This window comes from Streptomyces sp. SID10853, from assembly GCF_010548145.1.
Lineage (GTDB): Bacteria > Actinomycetota > Actinomycetes > Streptomycetales > Streptomycetaceae > Streptomyces.
In genome coordinates this window covers 1-15,754 of record NZ_JAAGLN010000164.1, presented here as the reverse complement: position 1 = coordinate 15,754, position 15,754 = coordinate 1, and the positions used below count along the sequence as shown (strand labels likewise).

At 70.9% G+C, this 15,754-nt stretch carries 13 protein-coding genes and 1 pseudogene; 7 read left to right on the top strand and 7 right to left on the bottom strand.

What is annotated here, in order from left to right; translation table 11 throughout:
- The coding region (locus tag G3I19_RS25580) for an FUSC family protein (RefSeq protein ID WP_203600174.1) at nucleotides 1-863 on the top strand (863 nt) is incomplete at its 5' end.
- A 57-nt stretch (nucleotides 864-920) separates the two neighbouring features.
- Complete coding sequence (locus G3I19_RS25575; RefSeq protein WP_164266061.1) at nucleotides 921-1,427, top strand: MarR family transcriptional regulator; 507 nt, start codon at nucleotides 921-923, stop codon at nucleotides 1,425-1,427.
- Between the two features lie 42 nt (nucleotides 1,428-1,469).
- On the opposite strand, the gene G3I19_RS25570 is transcribed toward G3I19_RS25575, so the two are convergent.
- Complete coding sequence (locus G3I19_RS25570) at nucleotides 1,470-2,708, bottom strand: cytochrome P450 (RefSeq protein WP_164266062.1); 1,239 nt, start codon at nucleotides 2,706-2,708, stop codon at nucleotides 1,470-1,472.
- A 269-nt stretch (nucleotides 2,709-2,977) separates the two neighbouring features.
- Between G3I19_RS25570 and G3I19_RS25565 the strand changes: the two genes are divergently transcribed.
- The 3 genes from G3I19_RS25565 (at nucleotide 2,978) to G3I19_RS25555 (ending at nucleotide 4,858) form a co-directional block, all read left to right on the top strand.
- Nucleotides 2,978-3,157 carry a hypothetical protein gene (locus G3I19_RS25565; RefSeq protein WP_164266060.1) on the top strand — a complete coding sequence of 60 codons (180 nt, stop codon included), beginning with the start codon at nucleotides 2,978-2,980 and terminating at the stop codon, nucleotides 3,155-3,157.
- 208 nt (nucleotides 3,158-3,365) lie between these two features.
- Entirely contained in the window at nucleotides 3,366-4,349 is a 984-nt protein-coding gene (locus G3I19_RS25560; protein ID WP_164266059.1) for a glycosyltransferase family 2 protein, read from the top strand.
- A complete protein-coding gene (locus G3I19_RS25555) occupies nucleotides 4,346-4,858 on the top strand; it encodes a GtrA family protein (protein WP_164266058.1) in 513 nt (170 codons plus the stop codon). The genes G3I19_RS25560 and G3I19_RS25555 overlap by 4 nt, the downstream gene beginning before the upstream one ends.
- Here G3I19_RS25555 and G3I19_RS25550 read toward each other — a convergent pair.
- From G3I19_RS25550 to G3I19_RS25525, 6 genes are all read right to left on the bottom strand, one after another.
- The gene (locus tag G3I19_RS25550; RefSeq protein ID WP_164266057.1) at nucleotides 4,833-6,329 is read right to left on the bottom strand and encodes a DUF6056 family protein; all 1,497 of its coding nucleotides are present in this window, start codon (nucleotides 6,327-6,329) and stop codon (nucleotides 4,833-4,835) included. The genes G3I19_RS25555 and G3I19_RS25550 overlap by 26 nt on opposite strands.
- A gap of 156 nt (nucleotides 6,330-6,485) precedes the next feature.
- A complete protein-coding gene (locus G3I19_RS25545) occupies nucleotides 6,486-7,637 on the bottom strand; it encodes an XdhC/CoxI family protein (RefSeq protein ID WP_164266056.1) in 1,152 nt (383 codons plus the stop codon).
- Nucleotides 7,638-7,674: 37 nt separating this feature from the next.
- On the bottom strand, nucleotides 7,675-9,153 hold the full coding sequence (locus tag G3I19_RS25540; RefSeq protein ID WP_164266055.1) for an NCS2 family permease: 1,479 nt from the start codon (nucleotides 9,151-9,153) through the stop codon (nucleotides 7,675-7,677).
- 237 nt (nucleotides 9,154-9,390) lie between these two features.
- Nucleotides 9,391-11,775, bottom strand: coding sequence for a molybdopterin cofactor-binding domain-containing protein (locus G3I19_RS25535; protein ID WP_164266054.1), 2,385 nt, complete (start codon nucleotides 11,773-11,775; stop codon nucleotides 9,391-9,393).
- A gap of 2 nt (nucleotides 11,776-11,777) precedes the next feature.
- On the bottom strand, nucleotides 11,778-12,371 hold the full coding sequence (locus G3I19_RS25530) for a (2Fe-2S)-binding protein (protein ID WP_164266053.1): 594 nt from the start codon (nucleotides 12,369-12,371) through the stop codon (nucleotides 11,778-11,780).
- Nucleotides 12,371-13,261, bottom strand: a complete 891-nt coding sequence (locus tag G3I19_RS25525; protein ID WP_164266052.1) for an FAD binding domain-containing protein — start codon at nucleotides 13,259-13,261, stop codon at nucleotides 12,371-12,373. Before G3I19_RS25525 ends, G3I19_RS25530 begins: the two co-directional genes overlap by 1 nt.
- A 285-nt stretch (nucleotides 13,262-13,546) precedes the next feature.
- On the opposite strand from G3I19_RS25525, the gene G3I19_RS25520 reads away from it, so the two are divergent.
- Both G3I19_RS25520 and G3I19_RS25515 read left to right on the top strand, forming a co-directional pair.
- A complete protein-coding gene (locus G3I19_RS25520; protein ID WP_164266051.1) occupies nucleotides 13,547-15,250 on the top strand; it encodes a PucR family transcriptional regulator ligand-binding domain-containing protein in 1,704 nt (567 codons plus the stop codon).
- A 153-nt stretch (nucleotides 15,251-15,403) separates the two neighbouring features.
- Nucleotides 15,404-15,754: pseudogene (locus G3I19_RS25515) on the top strand (hypothetical protein); the annotation flags it as partial.

Here is a 15,754-nt window from a genome sequence, read left to right as displayed (position 1 = left end):
GGCGCGGCCGGCCGTTGCCCCCGGCCGTGCTCACCCCCGCCGATGACCGGGTTCTCGCCCTCCGGCCTGGACTCCCGCTGCCCGAACGCGCCCACGGGGTGCGCCCGGTGCTGGCACGGCTGCGTCCCGGGTCGCCGCTGCTGCCCATCGGGGCGCGGGTGGCCGTCGGATGTGCCCTCGCCGGCTGGGCCTCGCTCGCCGCAGGGGTGGGGCATCCGTACTGGGCCGTGGTCACGGCGGCCTCGCTCTTCCAGGCCAACACCACGCTCTCCTGGCAGCGGGCCGTGCAGCGCCTCGTCGGCAACGTACTCGGCCTGGCCCTGTTCTTCGCGCTCCTGCCGCTGATCCACACCGGCCCGCTCACCATGGTGCTGCTGGCGCTGGCCTTCCAGATCGGCGCGGAGGCCCTCATCACCCGCAACTACTGGCTGGGGTCGGTGTGCGTCACGCCGATGGCGCTGCTGCTGACCCAGTTCGGCGCCACCCTGCCCGCCCGCACCCTGATCGCGGACCGCGCGCTCGACACCCTGATGGGCGCGGCCCTGGGGCTGCTCTGCTGCCTGCTGGTCACCAACCGCCGGGCCACCGACCGTATCGAAGCGGCCCTGGCCCACGTCACGGCGACCGAGGCCGCCGCACGGCGCCTCGTCGAACTGCGGGCCGTCCCCGACCACACGACCGGGTGGGCCCGGGACCGTCTGGCACTCGCACTGGTGGAGCTGCACGAGGCCGCCGACGTCGCCTCCGGTGAGTGGTGGCAACGCGCCCTCCCCGCCGGACCGGTGGCCACCGCGGAACACGACGGCCACCGCACCCTCTCCCTGCTGGTACGCCACACCGCGCCGTCCGCACCGGCCGCTTAGGGAGACGGCTCGCACAGGGGGCAGAATCGACCCCGACCGAGAGCGAGGAGGTTGTACATGGCCGAGGACATCGTCGCGGGGGTGATCCGGCAATGGGAGCAGGTGCTGCCCGGGCTCGACACCGACCCGATGGCGGTGATCGGACGGCTCAACCGCTGCTCCGCACTGCTGCAGCAGGCCGCCGACGCACCGCTCCGGCGGGAAGGGCTCTCCCGGCCGGAATTCGACGTACTCGGCACCCTGCGCAGGGTGGACCGTGAGCTGACGCCGGGCCGGATCGCCCGCGAGACCTTCGCGTCGGGGGCCGCGGTGACCAAGCGTGTACGGCAGTTGGAGGAGCGCGGGCTCGTCGCCCGGCGCCCCGACGACCGCGACCGCCGTGTCTCGCACCTCTCCCTCACCGATGAGGGGCGCACGCTCCTCGACCGGCTGCTCCCCGTCCAGCTGCGGTACGAGGCGGCGCTGCTCGACGGGATCGACGCCCGGGGCCGGGCCGAACTGTCCGATGCGCTGAGCGAACTGCTGGTGCTGCTCGAAGGGCGGCTGGGCAGCATCGTGGAGTGAGCCCGCACGCCCCGGTGCCCCGCCGCCGGGGCGGTTCACGGTTCAGCGGGGCGCCGGCGCACTCCGGTCGGGGCCGAGGCGTACGGGGAGTTCGAGCACCCCGTTCCCCACGAAGCCCGAGAGCCGGGGCAATTCCCCGTCGGGGACGGCCTGTTCGAGGTGGGGGAAGCGGGTGAAGAGCCGTTCCAGGGCGATGGTGGCCTCCAGCCGGGCCAGCGGAGCGCCCAGGCAGACGTGCGGGCCGTGCCCGAAGGAGAGATGGCGGGCGTCGCGGGCGAGGTCGAACCGGTCGGCGTCGGGTCCGTGGGCGGCCGGGTCGCGGCCGGCCGCCGTGTATCCGGCCAGTACCGGGGTGCCGGGCCGGATCACCGTGCCGCCGACGGTCAGTTCGCGGGTCGGGTAGCGGAACGGGAAGAAGCTGACCGGGCTGTCCCAGCGCAGCGTCTCCTCCACGGCGTCCAGCCAGGTGGCCCGGCCCGCCAGCACCAGGTCGAGCTGCTCCCGGTGGGCGCAGAGCGCCCGTACGGTGTTGACGATGAGGTTCAGCGTCGTCTCATGTCCGGCGACGATCATCAGGAGCAGGGTGCCGGTCAGCTCCGGCTCGCTCAGCCGGTCGCCGTCCTCCTCACGGGCCGCGATCAGCGCGCTGGTGAGATCGTCACCGGGCTCTTCGCGCCGCGCCGCCACGACCGCGGCCAGCACCGCGGCCATCTCCTGATTGGCGGCCACCACGTCCTCCGGTCCGATCCCGGTGGAGACCACCTGCTCGGAGAGGTGGTGCAGCCGTTCCCGGTGTTCCGGGCCGACACCGAGAAGCTCGCAGATGACGCCCATCGGGAGCGGCAGCGCGTAACGGGTGCGCAGATCGACCGTGCCGTCCCCGCCCGCCGCTTCCGCCGCGCCGGCCGCTTCCGCCGCCCCGTCGAGCAGTCCGGCCGCCAGCGTCTCGATCCGTGGCCGCAGCGACTCCACCCGGCGGCCGGTGAACGCCCGGCTCACCAGGCGCCGCAGTCTGCGGTGGTCGGCGCCGTCGGCCGTGGTCATGGACCGTACGGTGGCGAACGTCCGCAGCGGCCAGCCCTCCCCGATACGCCCCTCGCGGAGCGCCGTGAAGTGCTGCGGCCCCTTGGCGACATCGGGGTGCGCGAGGAACTCCTTGAGCGTCGCGTGCCCGAGGACCGCGGCGCCGGCGACCTCGCCGGGAAGGACGACCGGGACCACAGCGCCACCGGCCAGCAGCCGCGCGTTGGCGGCGTGCGGGCAGCCGCCGGCCGGGTCCATCCGGTGCGGGGAGACAGGTGAGGTGTTCAACTCGGGACTCCTGACTGGGGCCGGTGACTAAGTCCGGTGACTGGGGCAGGGAGCTGGGCCGGGGTGACTGGGTCCGGTGGCTGGGACAGGATGACTGGGCCGGGCCGGCCGGGTCCGGTGGTGCCCGGCCGTCCGGTCGGCGAGATGGCCGGAGCGGCGTAGGGCCGATCGTGCATGGTCCGGCCGTTTCCGGGCACCAGCGGCAGGACAGGAACCCGAGACCCAAGGAACGTACGACAGTGAGCTACCTCTCCACCCCAGGTTCGCCGATATACGACCAGCTGGTCCAGGAGCAGGGCGATGTTCTCGCCGAGGCACGGAAACTCGCCGAGGAAGCCCTCCAGCAGGCGGACCCCGCGCAGTACTGGCAGGGCGCGCTGCCCCACCGGCGCACGCCGGAGAGAGTCCCGCAGGGCTGAGCCGTACACCGCTTTACACCGCACCGCGCCCCCGTACCGGGTCCGACTCGCCACCGTTCGGTCGCTTTTCGATCGTGTTGGCCCGGTGACGCAAAGTCTGAATCGGTTTGGTCACGACAGGCAACCCCACCGCCCTCACCACCGTTCTTGATGGGTAGCGATTTCCGGAGGGAAATCGCCGTTCGCACGAGACACGGAGTGAATGACGATGGTCCATCTTTCGGTTGTCGTACCGTGCTACAACGAAGCGGAGGTGATCGGTGACTTCCACACCGCACTGGTCGCCGCCCTCGAACCGACCGGGGAGACATTCGAGATCTGCTACGTCGACGACGGCAGCGGTGACCGGACCCTGAACGAACTGCGCCGGCTGGCGGCCGACGACACACGGGTGCGCTACACCTCCTTCAGCCGTAACTTCGGCAAGGAGTCGGCGATGCTCGCCGGACTGCGGATGACCGCGGGTGACGCGGCCGTCCTGATGGACGCCGACCTCCAGCATCCGCCCACGCTCCTGCCGCGCATGCTCGATCTGCACCGGCACGGATACGACCAGGTCGTCGCCCAGCGCGACCGTACGGGCGAAGGCGCGCTGCGGACCGCGCTCAGCCGGACGTACTACCGGCTCGTCCGGCGCTGCATGGATGTCGAAGTCATCGACGGCGCAGGTGATTTCCGGCTGCTTTCGCGCCGAGCCGTGGACAGTGTGCTGTCCCTCCCCGAGAGCAACCGCTTCTCCAAGGGGATCTTCTCCTGGATCGGTTTCGACACCGTCAGCTTCACCTACCAGAACGTCGAGCGCGCGGCCGGGGAGTCGAAGTGGGGCGGCCGCCATCTGCTCAACTACGGCATCGACGGACTTCTCTCCTTCAACAGCAAGCCCCTGCGGCTCGCCATCCACACGGGTCTGTGCCTCTTCCTCTCCGCTCTCGTCTACGCGGCGTACATCATCGGGAACGTCGTGCTCGACGGGGTCGACACCCCCGGATACGCGACGCTGCTCACCGCGATCGTCGCCCTCAGCGGGATCCAGCTCGCCACCCTCGGCATCATCGGCGAGTACGTCGGGCGGATCTACCACGAGTCGAAGCGCAGGCCGCACTACGTGGTCAGCGAGACCGACAACCGGCCCAGGGACTTCTCGCCGCGCGCGCCGCTGGAGGCCGCGGGCCAGGCGCGGCCGACCTCATGAGCCCCGACGCGATGCGCCCCTCGTCCGCGCCCACCCCTCCCCCGCCGCCTGAGCAGCCGGACGGCTCCCCGAAGCCACCCGCGAAGGCCCGTACCTTCGGGCAGTTCGTCACCTTCGCGGCGATCGGGGTCGCCAACACCGCGGTCTACTACGCGGTGTTCGCGACGCTGAACCACTGGATGCCGTATCTGGCGGCCCATGTGCTGGGCTGGGCCGTGGGCATCACCGTGTCGTTCCTGCTCAACTCGTACATCACCTGCCGCACCCGCCCCACCTGGCGCGCGTTCGCGCGCTATCCGCTGTCCGGCCTGGTCAATGTCGTCGGCAGCGGAATCCTGCTCTATCTGGCGGTGAGCATGCTCGGGATGAACGAGGACATCGCCGCTGTCGCGGCCGGTGTCCTCGTCACTCCCGTCTCGTTCCTGCTGGCCCGCTGGGCCATCGACTCGGGCACCGCGGCGGCCGCGCCGGGCGACGACCGGGTCAGGGCAGCCGCTTCGCGTGGGTGACGCGGTCCACGTGGTAGTAATCGGCGACACAACTGGCGGGCCAGCCGTGCGGTTTCATCCCGAACGGCTCCAGCATCCTGCCCACGTGGAGCGGCTTGTACGGCAGCACCTTCGCCCCGGCCGCCGACTGCTGCCGCATCCAGTGGTCCTGGCGGTCCCACCTCTCGGCCCTGACGTGCATCTGGTGGCCGAGGGTGTGCAGCGGCAGGGCGAGCGAGACGCAGACCCCGGCGCAGACGACCGCCGCAGCGGCTGTCACGGCCAGCGCCCCACGCGGGCGCTGCCGGATCGCGCGGCCCAGCAGCGCGCCGACTCCGACGAGCAGCAGGACGTACAGCAGCAGATAGTCGTTCCAGGTCCGCTGAGTGGTCAGGACGTGCTTCCCGAACACCGGATACGTGATGACGGTGCACAGGAATCCGGAGACCAGGACGGCCAGCGCGCCGACGCCGGTCAGCAGGAACGGGCGGCACGGCAGCAGGGCCGCTGACCTCTCCCGGCGCGCCACCAGACCGAGCACCAGCCCGGCCGCGACCGCGCCCAGGTACTGCCAGGTCGACAGGACCGTCCAGATGATGTGGGCGTACAGGTGCAGGGAGGCCTTCAGCGAGTCGGGGGCCACCATCGAGGTCCCGGCGCCGAACTTCTGACGGCGCTCACGCGAGCCCGGTGAAGTCACCAGGAGCACCACACCGATGACGACTCCGGCCATCGTGGCGAGCGACCAGCGGCGGGCGTAGCTCCGTGCGCCGTCGGTGAGGACCTGACCGGCGAAGAGCACGACGGCCGAGAGGACCACGAGGAGCACGACCGAGGTCTCCTCGGACAGGGTCCCGATGAAGGTGCCCGCGAACACGGCGACGACGAGAGCTGCGATCCGGGCCCGGGGGCCGCGGGCGAGCAGCGCCGGGATGACGGCGGCGCAGGCGAGCACGGGCGCCACGGTGTGCGAGACGGAGGCCGCGGGCCAGAAGAACGTCTTGTACGTGTTGGTGGTGGCAAGCAGGAACACCACGGCGCTGACGGAGGCCACCAGGAGCGGTACGCCGCGCGGCACGGTGAGCCGGCCGGCCCGGACCGCCAGGGCGGCCACCGCCCAGAGCAGCCCCACCATCAGCACACCGCTGACCAGTCCGAACCACTGGTGTCCCGGGACCCCGGGCTCGGCGTAGAGGCCGACGAGCCAGCCGTTGGCGATCCGGCCGTTGTCGTGGAAGTAGAACTTGCCGGTGAGCCCGGAGATGCCGTGGTCGCGTACGTACGGCAGGAAGCACCACTCGTCCGCGCTGGGGCGCACATACTGCCCGTACCAGGCCGCGGCGGCGAGCAGGCCGAGCGGCACCAGGGAGAGGACGAGCGCCCAGGATCTGGCCAGTTCCCGGAGCGGTCCTTCACGTCCTGGGCCTCTCGACGTCCGGTCTCCGTCGCCCGGTTGCCTGGGGACGGTGACGCTCGATGCGTCGACGGCCATGTGCACCACTGCCTCTCGGGGGATATTGCCGGTCGGCCCCGAAGACGTGATTCGATGCCGGCACGTTCCATCCCGTACCCCCTCAGGACACCTAATTGCCCCGATCGGGTGAAGCCGGGCCGTGCGTCTCCCCCGAGCACGCACGGCCCGGAGGCATCAGGCGACGGACCCTATCCGGCCGGCGGGCGCCGTCGAGCCGTCGTGGTGGATGGGGGTGTGCGCGCCGGTGAGCGGGACGCCGGTGCCGCCGCGCCGGTGGGCGATGATCTCCGCGCCGATCGAGAGGGCGGTCTCCTCGGGAGTCCTGGCGCCGAGGTCGAGGCCGATGGGCGAGCGCAGACGGGCCAGTTCGATCTCGGTGACGCCGACGTCGCGGAGCCGGGCGTTCCGGTCGATGTGGGTTCGGCGTGAACCCATCGCGCCCACATAGGCGACCGGCAGTGTGAGGGCCAGTTTCAGCAGCGGTACGTCGAACTTGGCGTCGTGTGTGAGGACACAGAGCGCCGTCCTGCTGTCGACCTCGGTGGACTCCAGATAGCGGTGCGGCCAGTCGACGACGATCTCGTCGGCGTCCGGGAAGCGGGTGGCGGTCGCGAAGACCGGGCGCGCGTCGCAGACGGTGACCCGGTAGCCGAGCAGCTTTCCGACGCTGACCAGGGCCGAAGCGAAATCGATCGCGCCGAAGACGATCATCCGGGGCGGCGGCACACTGGCTTCGACCAGCAGAGTCAGCGGGCGGCCGCAGCGGGAGCCGTCCTCGCCGATCGTGACGGTCTCGGTGCGGCCCGCGTCCAGCAGGGCGAGCGCTTCGGCGACGGCGGTGCGGTCCAGCTCGCGGTGGCCGCCGAGCGTCCCTTCGTACGAACCGTCGGTGTGGACCAGTACCGCGCGACCGAGCAGGTCGTCGGGGCCTTCGGTGACGCGGGCGACGGCTGCCGACGTGCCCTCGGCGGCAGCGGCAAGCGCGGCCACGTACGTCTGCCGCGAGGGTGCGTCGGCGCGGAGCGGGGTGATCAGTATGTCGATGACTCCGCCGCAGGTCAGACCCACGGCGAAGGCATCCTCGTCGCTGTAGCCGAAGCGTTCGACAACAGGGCGGCCCGTTTCCAGGGACTCTTGGCACAGTTCGTAGACCGCCCCTTCCACACAGCCGCCGGAGACCGACCCGATCGCCGTGCCGTCGGTGTCCACCGCCAGTGCGGCTCCCGGGCGGCGCGGCGCGCTTCCGCCGACCGCCACCACGGTGGCGACGGCGAATTCGCGTCCCTGCTCGACCCACCGGTTCAGTTCTTCGGCGATGTCCAGCATGTCGGTCTCCTCACGGATGTGTGAAAGGGGGCGGGCGTCAGCTGACGCCCAGCCAGCTCTCAATGGGATGGAGGGCGAAGTAGGCGAGGAACACTGCGGTGAGTACCCACATCAGCCAGCCGATCTCCCGGAACTTGCCCTGGACGGCCTTGATGAGGACGTGGGAGATGACGCCGGCCGCGATGCCCACGGTGATGGAGTAGGCGAACGGCATCAGAACGGTGGTCAGGAACACCGGGATGGAGGTGGCCTGGTCGTTCCAGTCGATGTGCTTGGCGTTGGTCAGCATCATCGAGCCGATGACCACCAGCGCGGCGGATGCGACCTGGGTGGGGATGAGCTGGGCGAGCGGGGTGAAGACCAGGCAGAGCGCGAAGCCCAGGCCGGTGACGACGCTGGCGAGGCCGGTGCGCGCGCCGTCGCCGACGCCCGCGGTGGACTCGACGAAGACCGTCTGGCCCGAAGCGCCGGCGAGCCCGCCGACGATACCGCCGGCGCCGTCGATGGTCAGGGCCTTGTTGAGGCCCGGCATCTTCCCGTCCTTGTCGACGAGGTTGGCCTGCTGGCCGACACCGATGATCGTGCCGATCGCGTCGAAGAATCCGGCGAGTACGAGGGTGAAGACGATGACGCCGACGGTGATGCCGCCGACATGGCCGATACCGCTGAACGAGACGCTGCCGAAGAGGCCGAAGTCCGGTGGGCTGATGGGCGAGCCGTGGAGCGCGGGAGCGTTGAGTCCCCAGTCCTTCTGGCTGAGACCGGCGACCTGGTTGACGATCGCGGCGAAGACGGTGCCGCCGACGATACCGATCAGGATCGCGCCCGGGACCTTGCGGACCTGGAGTGCGAAGATCAGCAGGAGCGTGACGGCGAAGCAGACCACCGGCCAGCCGGTGAGCATGTCACTGGTGCCCAACTGCAACGGCTTCGCTCCGGTGACGCCGCCGGGGCCCTTCATCCCGGTGACGAAACCGGCCTGGATCAGGCCGATGAGGCAGACGAAGAGGCCGATCCCCATGGTGATGGCGTGCTTCAGCGCCAGCGGGATGGCGTTCATGATGAGTTCGCGCAGGCCGGTGACGACCAGCAGCACGATGATGGCGCCGTAGATGAGACACATCGCCATCGCGTTGCCCCAGGTCATCTCCGGAGCGACCTGGTACGCCATCACGGCGGAGACACCGAGCCCCGCCGCGAGGGCCAGCGGCACATTGCCGATGAAGCCCATCACCAGGGTGGTGACGGCCGCCGCCAGCGCGGTGGCGGTGGTGATCTGGCCGCCGTTGAGATGGTGGCCCGTGACATCGGCCCCGGAGAGGATCACCGGGTTGAGGAGGATGATGTAGGCCATCGCCATGAAGGTGGTGATGCCGCCGCGCACCTCCGTCGCGACTGTGGAGCCTCTCTTCGTTATGTGAAAGTACCGGTCCAGCCAGGACCGTCCGGACGGCTGGCGCGTGCCTGCGCCGGCGTCTTCCGGGACGGTCTCCGGCTCAAGGGACTGCTGGGTCATGGTGCCTACTCCCAAGGTTCAAAGGGGCACCCGCCTGGAGATTGGAGACGCGGGATTTGGGATGTTGCGTGGGCTGCACGACCCGGGGGACGGCCCGAGACGAACTGAGTACTGCACTGTGTGGGGACTGTGGGGGCAAGGACCGCGAGCGGGGCGGTACTGGGGGCTCCGGGCGGCGCGCGCTGGGAAGTGTGACGTTCCTAGGAGGCACAGCGCCGCCCGGAGAGCTGGGGACGGTCAGGTGGCCGTGAGGTGCTCCGGCCTGATCGGTGTCCGGTTCAGTTCGAGCCCGGTCGCGTTGCGGATCGCCGCGAGTACGGCCGGAGTCGAGGACAGGGTCGGGGCCTCGCCGATACCGCGCAGACCGTACGGCGCGTGTTCATCGGCCAGTTCGAGTACGTCGACGGGGATCGTCGGGGTGTCGAGGATCGTCGGGATCAGGTAGTCCGTGAAGGACGGGTTGCGTACCTTCGCGGTCTTCGGGTCGACGATGATCTCCTCCATCACAGCGACGCCCAGGCCCTGGGTCGTACCGCCCTGGATCTGGCCGACGACGGAGAGCGGGTTGAGCGCCTTGCCGACGTCCTGCGCCACGGCGAGTTCGATGACCTTGACCAGGCCGAGCTCGGTGTCGACCTCGACGACCGCGCGGTGCGCGGCGAACGAGTACTGGACGTGGCCGTCGCCCTGCCCGGTCACCAGGTCGAAGGCGACCGTGGGACGGTGGCGCCATTCCAGCTCCAGGTCCACCGCCTCGTCCTCCAGTACGTCGACCAGGTCGGCCAGGACCTCGCCGCCGTCGGTGACGACCTTGCCGCCCTCCAGGAGGAGTTCGGCCGTGGCCCAGGCCGGGTGGTACGTACCGAGCTTGGCCCGGCCGATCTCCAGGACCTTCTCGCGTACCGCCTCGGCCGCGTTCTTCACCGCGCCGCCGGTCATGTACGTCTGCCGGGAGGCGGACGTCGAACCGGCCGAGCCGACCTGGGTGTCGGCCGGGTGGATCGTCACCTGGTTGACGCCGAGTTCGGTGCGGACGATCTGCGCGTGGACGGTGACGCCGCCCTGGCCGACCTCGGCCATCGCGGTGTGCACGGTCGCGACGGGCTCGCCGTTGATGATCTCCATCCGCACCCGGGCGGTGGAGTAGTCGTCGAAGCCCTCGGAGAAGCCGACGTTCTTGAGGCCGACCGCGTACCCGACTCCGCGTACGACGCCCTCGCCGTGCGTGGTGTTGGAGAGCCCGCCGGGCAGGGCGCGGACGTCCGCGTCCTCGCCGGCCGAGAGCCACTGCTGCTCGGGCGGCAGCGGACGCGACTTGACCAGCCGCAGCAGCTCGGCGACGGGCGCCGGTGAGTCACAGACCTGGCCCGTGGGCAGCAGCGTGCCCTGCTCCATGGCGTTGAGCTGCCGGAACTCCACCGGGTCCATGTCCAGCTTCGCCGCGAGCTTGTCCATCTGCGCCTCGTACGCGAAGCACGCCTGGACCGCGCCGAAGCCGCGCATGGCGCCGCAGGGCGGGTTGTTGGTGTAGAGCGCCAGGGCCTCGATGTCGACGTCGTCGATGACGTACGGGCCGACGGCGAGCGAGGAGGCGTTGCCGACGACGGCCGGGGACGCGGACGCGTAGGCGCCGCCGTCCAGCACGATCCGGCACTTCATGTGGGTGAGCTTGCCGTCCTTGGTGGCCCCGTGCTCGTAGTGGAGCCTCGCCGGGTGGCGGTGGACGTGGCCGAAGAAGGACTCGAACCGGTTGTAGACGATCTTGACCGGCTTGCCGGTGCGGAGCGCCAGCAGGCAGGAGTGGATCTGCATCGACAGGTCCTCGCGGCCGCCGAACGCGCCGCCGACGCCGGACAGCGTCATCCGGACCTTGTCCTCGGGCAGGCCGAGTACGGGCGCGATCTGCCGGAGGTCCGAGTGCAGCCACTGGGTGGCGACGTACAGGTCGACACCGCCGTCCTCGGAAGGCACCGCGAGGCCGGACTCGGGGCCGAGGAACGCCTGGTCCTGCATGCCGAAGTAGTAGTCGCCGGTGACGATGACGTCGGCGCGCTTCGCTGCCTCGTCGGCGTCGCCGCGGATGATCGGCTGGCGGTGCACGATGTTCGGGTGCGGGACGTGGCCGATGTGGTGGTCGTCGCGGGCCTCGTGGACGAGCAGCGCGTCCGGGCCGGTCGCCGACGCCTCGTCGGTGATGACGGGCAGCTCCGCGTACTCGATCTTGATCTTGGCCGCGGCGCGGCGTGCGGTCTCCGGGTGGTCGGCGGCGACGAGCGCCACCGGCTCGCCGTGGTGGCGGACCTTCCCGTGGGCGAGAACCGGTGTGTCCTGGATCTCCAGGCCGTAGTTCTTCACCTCGGTGGGCAGGTCGTCGTAGGTGAGCACCGAGTAGACGCCGGAGGTCGCGAGCGCCTCGGAGACGTCGATCGACTTGATCTCGGCGTGCGCGGTGGTGGAGCGGAGCGTGAAGCCCCAGAGCATGTCCTCGTGCCACATGTCGGACGAGTAGGCGAACTCGCCGGTGACCTTGAGGGTGCCGTCGGGGCGGAGCGTGGACTCGCCGATACCGCCCTTGGTCTTCGAGCCCTGCTGGATGTTGGTGGGTGAACCAGTGACGCCCATGATCAGACCGTCTCTTCCTGGCGAGCGGCCGCGAGGCGGACCGCGTCGAGGATCTTCTCGTAACCGGTGCAGCGGCAGAGGTTGCCGGAGAGCGCCTCGCGGATGTCCGCGTCGGACGGCGAGTCGTTCTGCTCCAGCAGTTCGTCGGCGGCGACCAGCAGACCCGGGGTGCAGAAGCCGCACTGCACGGCGCCCGCGTCGATGAACGCCTGCTGGATCGGGGAGAGTTCGCGGGCCTCGCCGGTGGCGCCGTCGGCCGGCTTGGACTGCCAGCGCTTGGCGGCGTCCAGGCTGGTGCCGCAGTCGGACGAGGCGCAGCCGGTGCCGGGGTGGGCGCCTTCGCGGTGCTTGGCGTAGTCCGCCAGGCCCTCGACCGTGACGACCTCGCGGCCCTCGGCCTGGCCGGCGGCGACCAGGCAGGAGCAGACCGGGACACCGTCGAGGCGCACCGTGCAGGAGCCGCACTCGCCCTGCTCGCAGGCGTTCTTGGAACCGGGCAGGCCCATGCGCTCACGGAGCACGTAGAGCAGGCTCTCGCCCTCCCAGACGTCGTCGGCCTCCTGCGGACGGCCGTTGACCGTGAAGTTCACGCGCATTATGCGACTCCCTCTGTGCTGCGGCCGTTGCCGCGGTACGACTCCCAGGTCCAGCCGAGCGTGCGGCGGGCCATGATGCCGACGGCGTGGCGGCGGTAGCTGGCCGTGCCGCGGACATCGTCGATCGGGTTCGCGGCACCGGAGACCAGCTCGGCGAACTGCTTGGCGATCGATGGGGTGATGATCTTTCCGTTGTCCCAGAAGCCGCCCTCTTCGAGCGCCGCGTTCAGGAAGTCCTCGGCCGCCTTCGCCCGGATCGGGGTGGGAGCAGCCGAGCCGATGCCGGTGCGCACGGTCCGGGTCTCGGGGTGCAGCGCGATCCCGAAGGCGCACACCGCGATGACCATGGCGTTGCGGGTGCCGACCTTGGAGTACTGCTGCGGGCCGTCGGCCTTCTTGAAGTGGATCGACTTGATGAGCTCGTCGGGTTCGAGCGCGTTGCGCTTCACTCCGGTGTAGAAGTCGTCGATGGGGATCAGGCGGGAGCCGCGCACGGACTCGGCCTCGACCTGGCAGCCCGCGGCGAGCAGCGCCGGGTGGGCGTCACCGGCGGGCGACGCGGTGCCGAGGTTGCCGCCGACACCGCCGCGGTTGCGGATCTGCGGGGAGGCGACGGTGTGCGAAGCGAGCGCGAGACCGGGCAGTTCCGTGCGCAGGTTCTCCATGATCCTGGCGTACGGAACGGACGCGCCCAGCTGGACGGTCTCCTCGCCGACGTGCCACTCGCTGAGGAGGCCGATGCGGTTCAGATCCAGGAGGTACTGGGGCCGGCGGTGGTCGAAGTTGATCTCCACCATGATGTCGGTACCACCGGCGATCGGCACAGCCGTGGGGTGCTCGGCCTTGGCGGCGAGCGCCTCCTCCCAGCTGGCGGGGCGAAGGAAGTCCATGAAGCGGCTCTCTTCTTCTCATTCGGGTTGTTCGCTGGGGCCCGGGACGGCCGGCCCTCGACTGGACGTTCATCTGCTGTTAACGCTTGACGGCACAAGTACACAAGCCGGGCCGCGCGGGGTGCAGTCACCGAAACCATGAAGGAGTTGGCTGGTGACCTTGGTCGTCTTGTATGTTCGAACGAAAGACGGAGTTCAGGTACCTCTCGGCTCTCCTCGGGAAACGACAAGTTCCGCCGACCGGCTGCACCGGAACGGCGGACGACATGGATCGGCGGCGACGAGATGCGGCTGCGCGCACTGCTGGACACGGACGCACTGGGCCTGCGGCTGCTCGGCGGTGAGGACGAACTGGACCGCACGGTCCGCGGTGTGATGACGACGGATCTGCGCGATCCGAGCCGGTACCTCACCGGTGGTGAACTGGTCCTCACGGGGCTCGCCTGGCGGCGCACCGCCGAGGACTCCGAGCCGTTCGTACGAATCCTGGCGAGCGCCGGGGTCGTGGGCCTGGCGGCGGGCGAGGCGGAGCTGGGGGCCATCCCGGACGACCTGGTGGCAGCCTGTGAGCGTCACCGGCTGCCGATCTTCGCGGTGGAGGAGTCGGTCGCCTTCGCGGTCGTCACCGAGTACGTGGTGCGCCAGGTCTCCGGCGAGCGGGCCGGGGATCTGGCCGCGGTCGTGGACCGGCACCGCAGGCTGATGACGTCGGGCCCCGCGGGCGGCGGCCCGGACGTGGTGCTCGATCTGCTGACCACCGATCTCGATCTGCACGCGTGGGTGCTCTCGCCCACCGGCCGCCAGATCGCCGGGGCGGGCGCCCCGCTGCCGGAAGGCGCCGGCGCCGTGCTCGCGGCCGGGCACCTCGCCGCGACCAGGACCGGACGCCGCGGCCCGCACCGGATCACGGTGGGCTCCACCTCGTACTCGCTGTTCCCGGTGCGGGGTGGCGGGCGCGGTGTGGCCTCCGGGCTGCGCGATGTGCGCGAGACCGTGCTCTCCGACTGGCTGCTCGCCGTCGAGGCGGACGCGGGCGACTGGCCCGCGGCCCGGCTCGATCTGCTCCAGGGCGTCACCCAACTGATCGCCGTCGAGCGCGACCGGCGCGACGCGGCCCGTACCGTACGGCGCAGGCTCGCCCAGGAAGTGCTCGAACTGGTCCAGACGGGTGCGCCGCCCGCCGAGATCGCGGCCCGGCTGCGGGTGGCGGCCCCGGTGCTGATGCCGGGGATCGGGTCGGCGCCGCGCTGGCAGGTGGTCGTCGCCCGGGTGGACTGGGAGCAGCAGGAGGGCCCGGTGATCGACGCGGGTCCTGTGGCCCAGTCCCTGCTGGAGGAGATCCTCGTCGAGCAGGCGCTGCCGGGCGGCGCCGGCCCCGGTTCGTCCGACCGGATCGCGGTGGCCCACACGGGTGACGAGGCCATCGCGCTCGTCCCGCTGCCGCCGCTCACCCAGGGGGCAGGCGACGACGGTACGGAGCAGGGCCCGGACGCCGGGCTGCACGCCGACGAGCTGCTCACCTCCGTACGCGAACCGCTCACGGCCGGGCTCGCCGACGACGGGCGGCTGACGCTCGGGGTCTCCGCTTCGGTGCACTCCGCCGAGGGGCTGCGCGGCGCCCTGGAGGAGGCCAGGCACGCCCGGCGGGTGGCAGCGGCCCGCCCTGGCCGGGTCTGCGCGGCCGGCCACCACGAGCTGGCCTCCCATGTGCTGCTGCTGCCGTTCGTCCCCGACGACGTGCGCCGGGCGTTCACGGCCAGGCTGCTCGACCCGCTGCGGGACTACGACAGGCGGCACCGGGCGGAGCTGATCCCGACGCTGGAGGCGTTCCTCGACTGCGACGGTTCCTGGACCCGCTGCGCGACCCGGCTCCACCTGCACGTCAACACGCTGCGCTACCGCGTCGGCCGGATCGAGCAGTTGACGGGACGTGATCTCTCGCGCCTGGAGGACAAGCTCGATTTCTTCCTGGCCCTGCGGATGAGCTGACGCGCCGGGCCCCGGCGGGGGTCCGCGCGGGCCGGCAAGATTGTGAATTGATTCACCCGACCCCTTGGCCCGGCGTGCCAATCCGTGCTGAGATGCGCCCAGACTCAACAGCTCAATGGTGCGCTCGGGGAGGGCAATGTGGCCTATACCGCCATGTCTGGTTACGGAACGACACCTGATGACGATCCTCCACTCCAGACCGCGGTATGGCGGCTGCGCTCGCGCGGCTGCTGGGCGGACGCGGCCGCCCTGCTGGAACCGCACGCGAAGCACGACGCCGAAGCGGCCCTGCACCGGGCCGCGCTGCTGATCGAGCGGTGTCTCTACACGGAGCAGGGCTGGACGGACGCGGAGGACGCCCTGCGGACCGCCGAGGCGCTCGCCCGCGGTGACGAGGCGCGCGGTGCCGCCGCCTGCGAACGCGGCCAGCTCGGCTACGCGTCCACGCTCCTGGGCATCCGGGACCGGGCCGACGAGGCACGGGCCGCGATGGGCAGGGCGGCC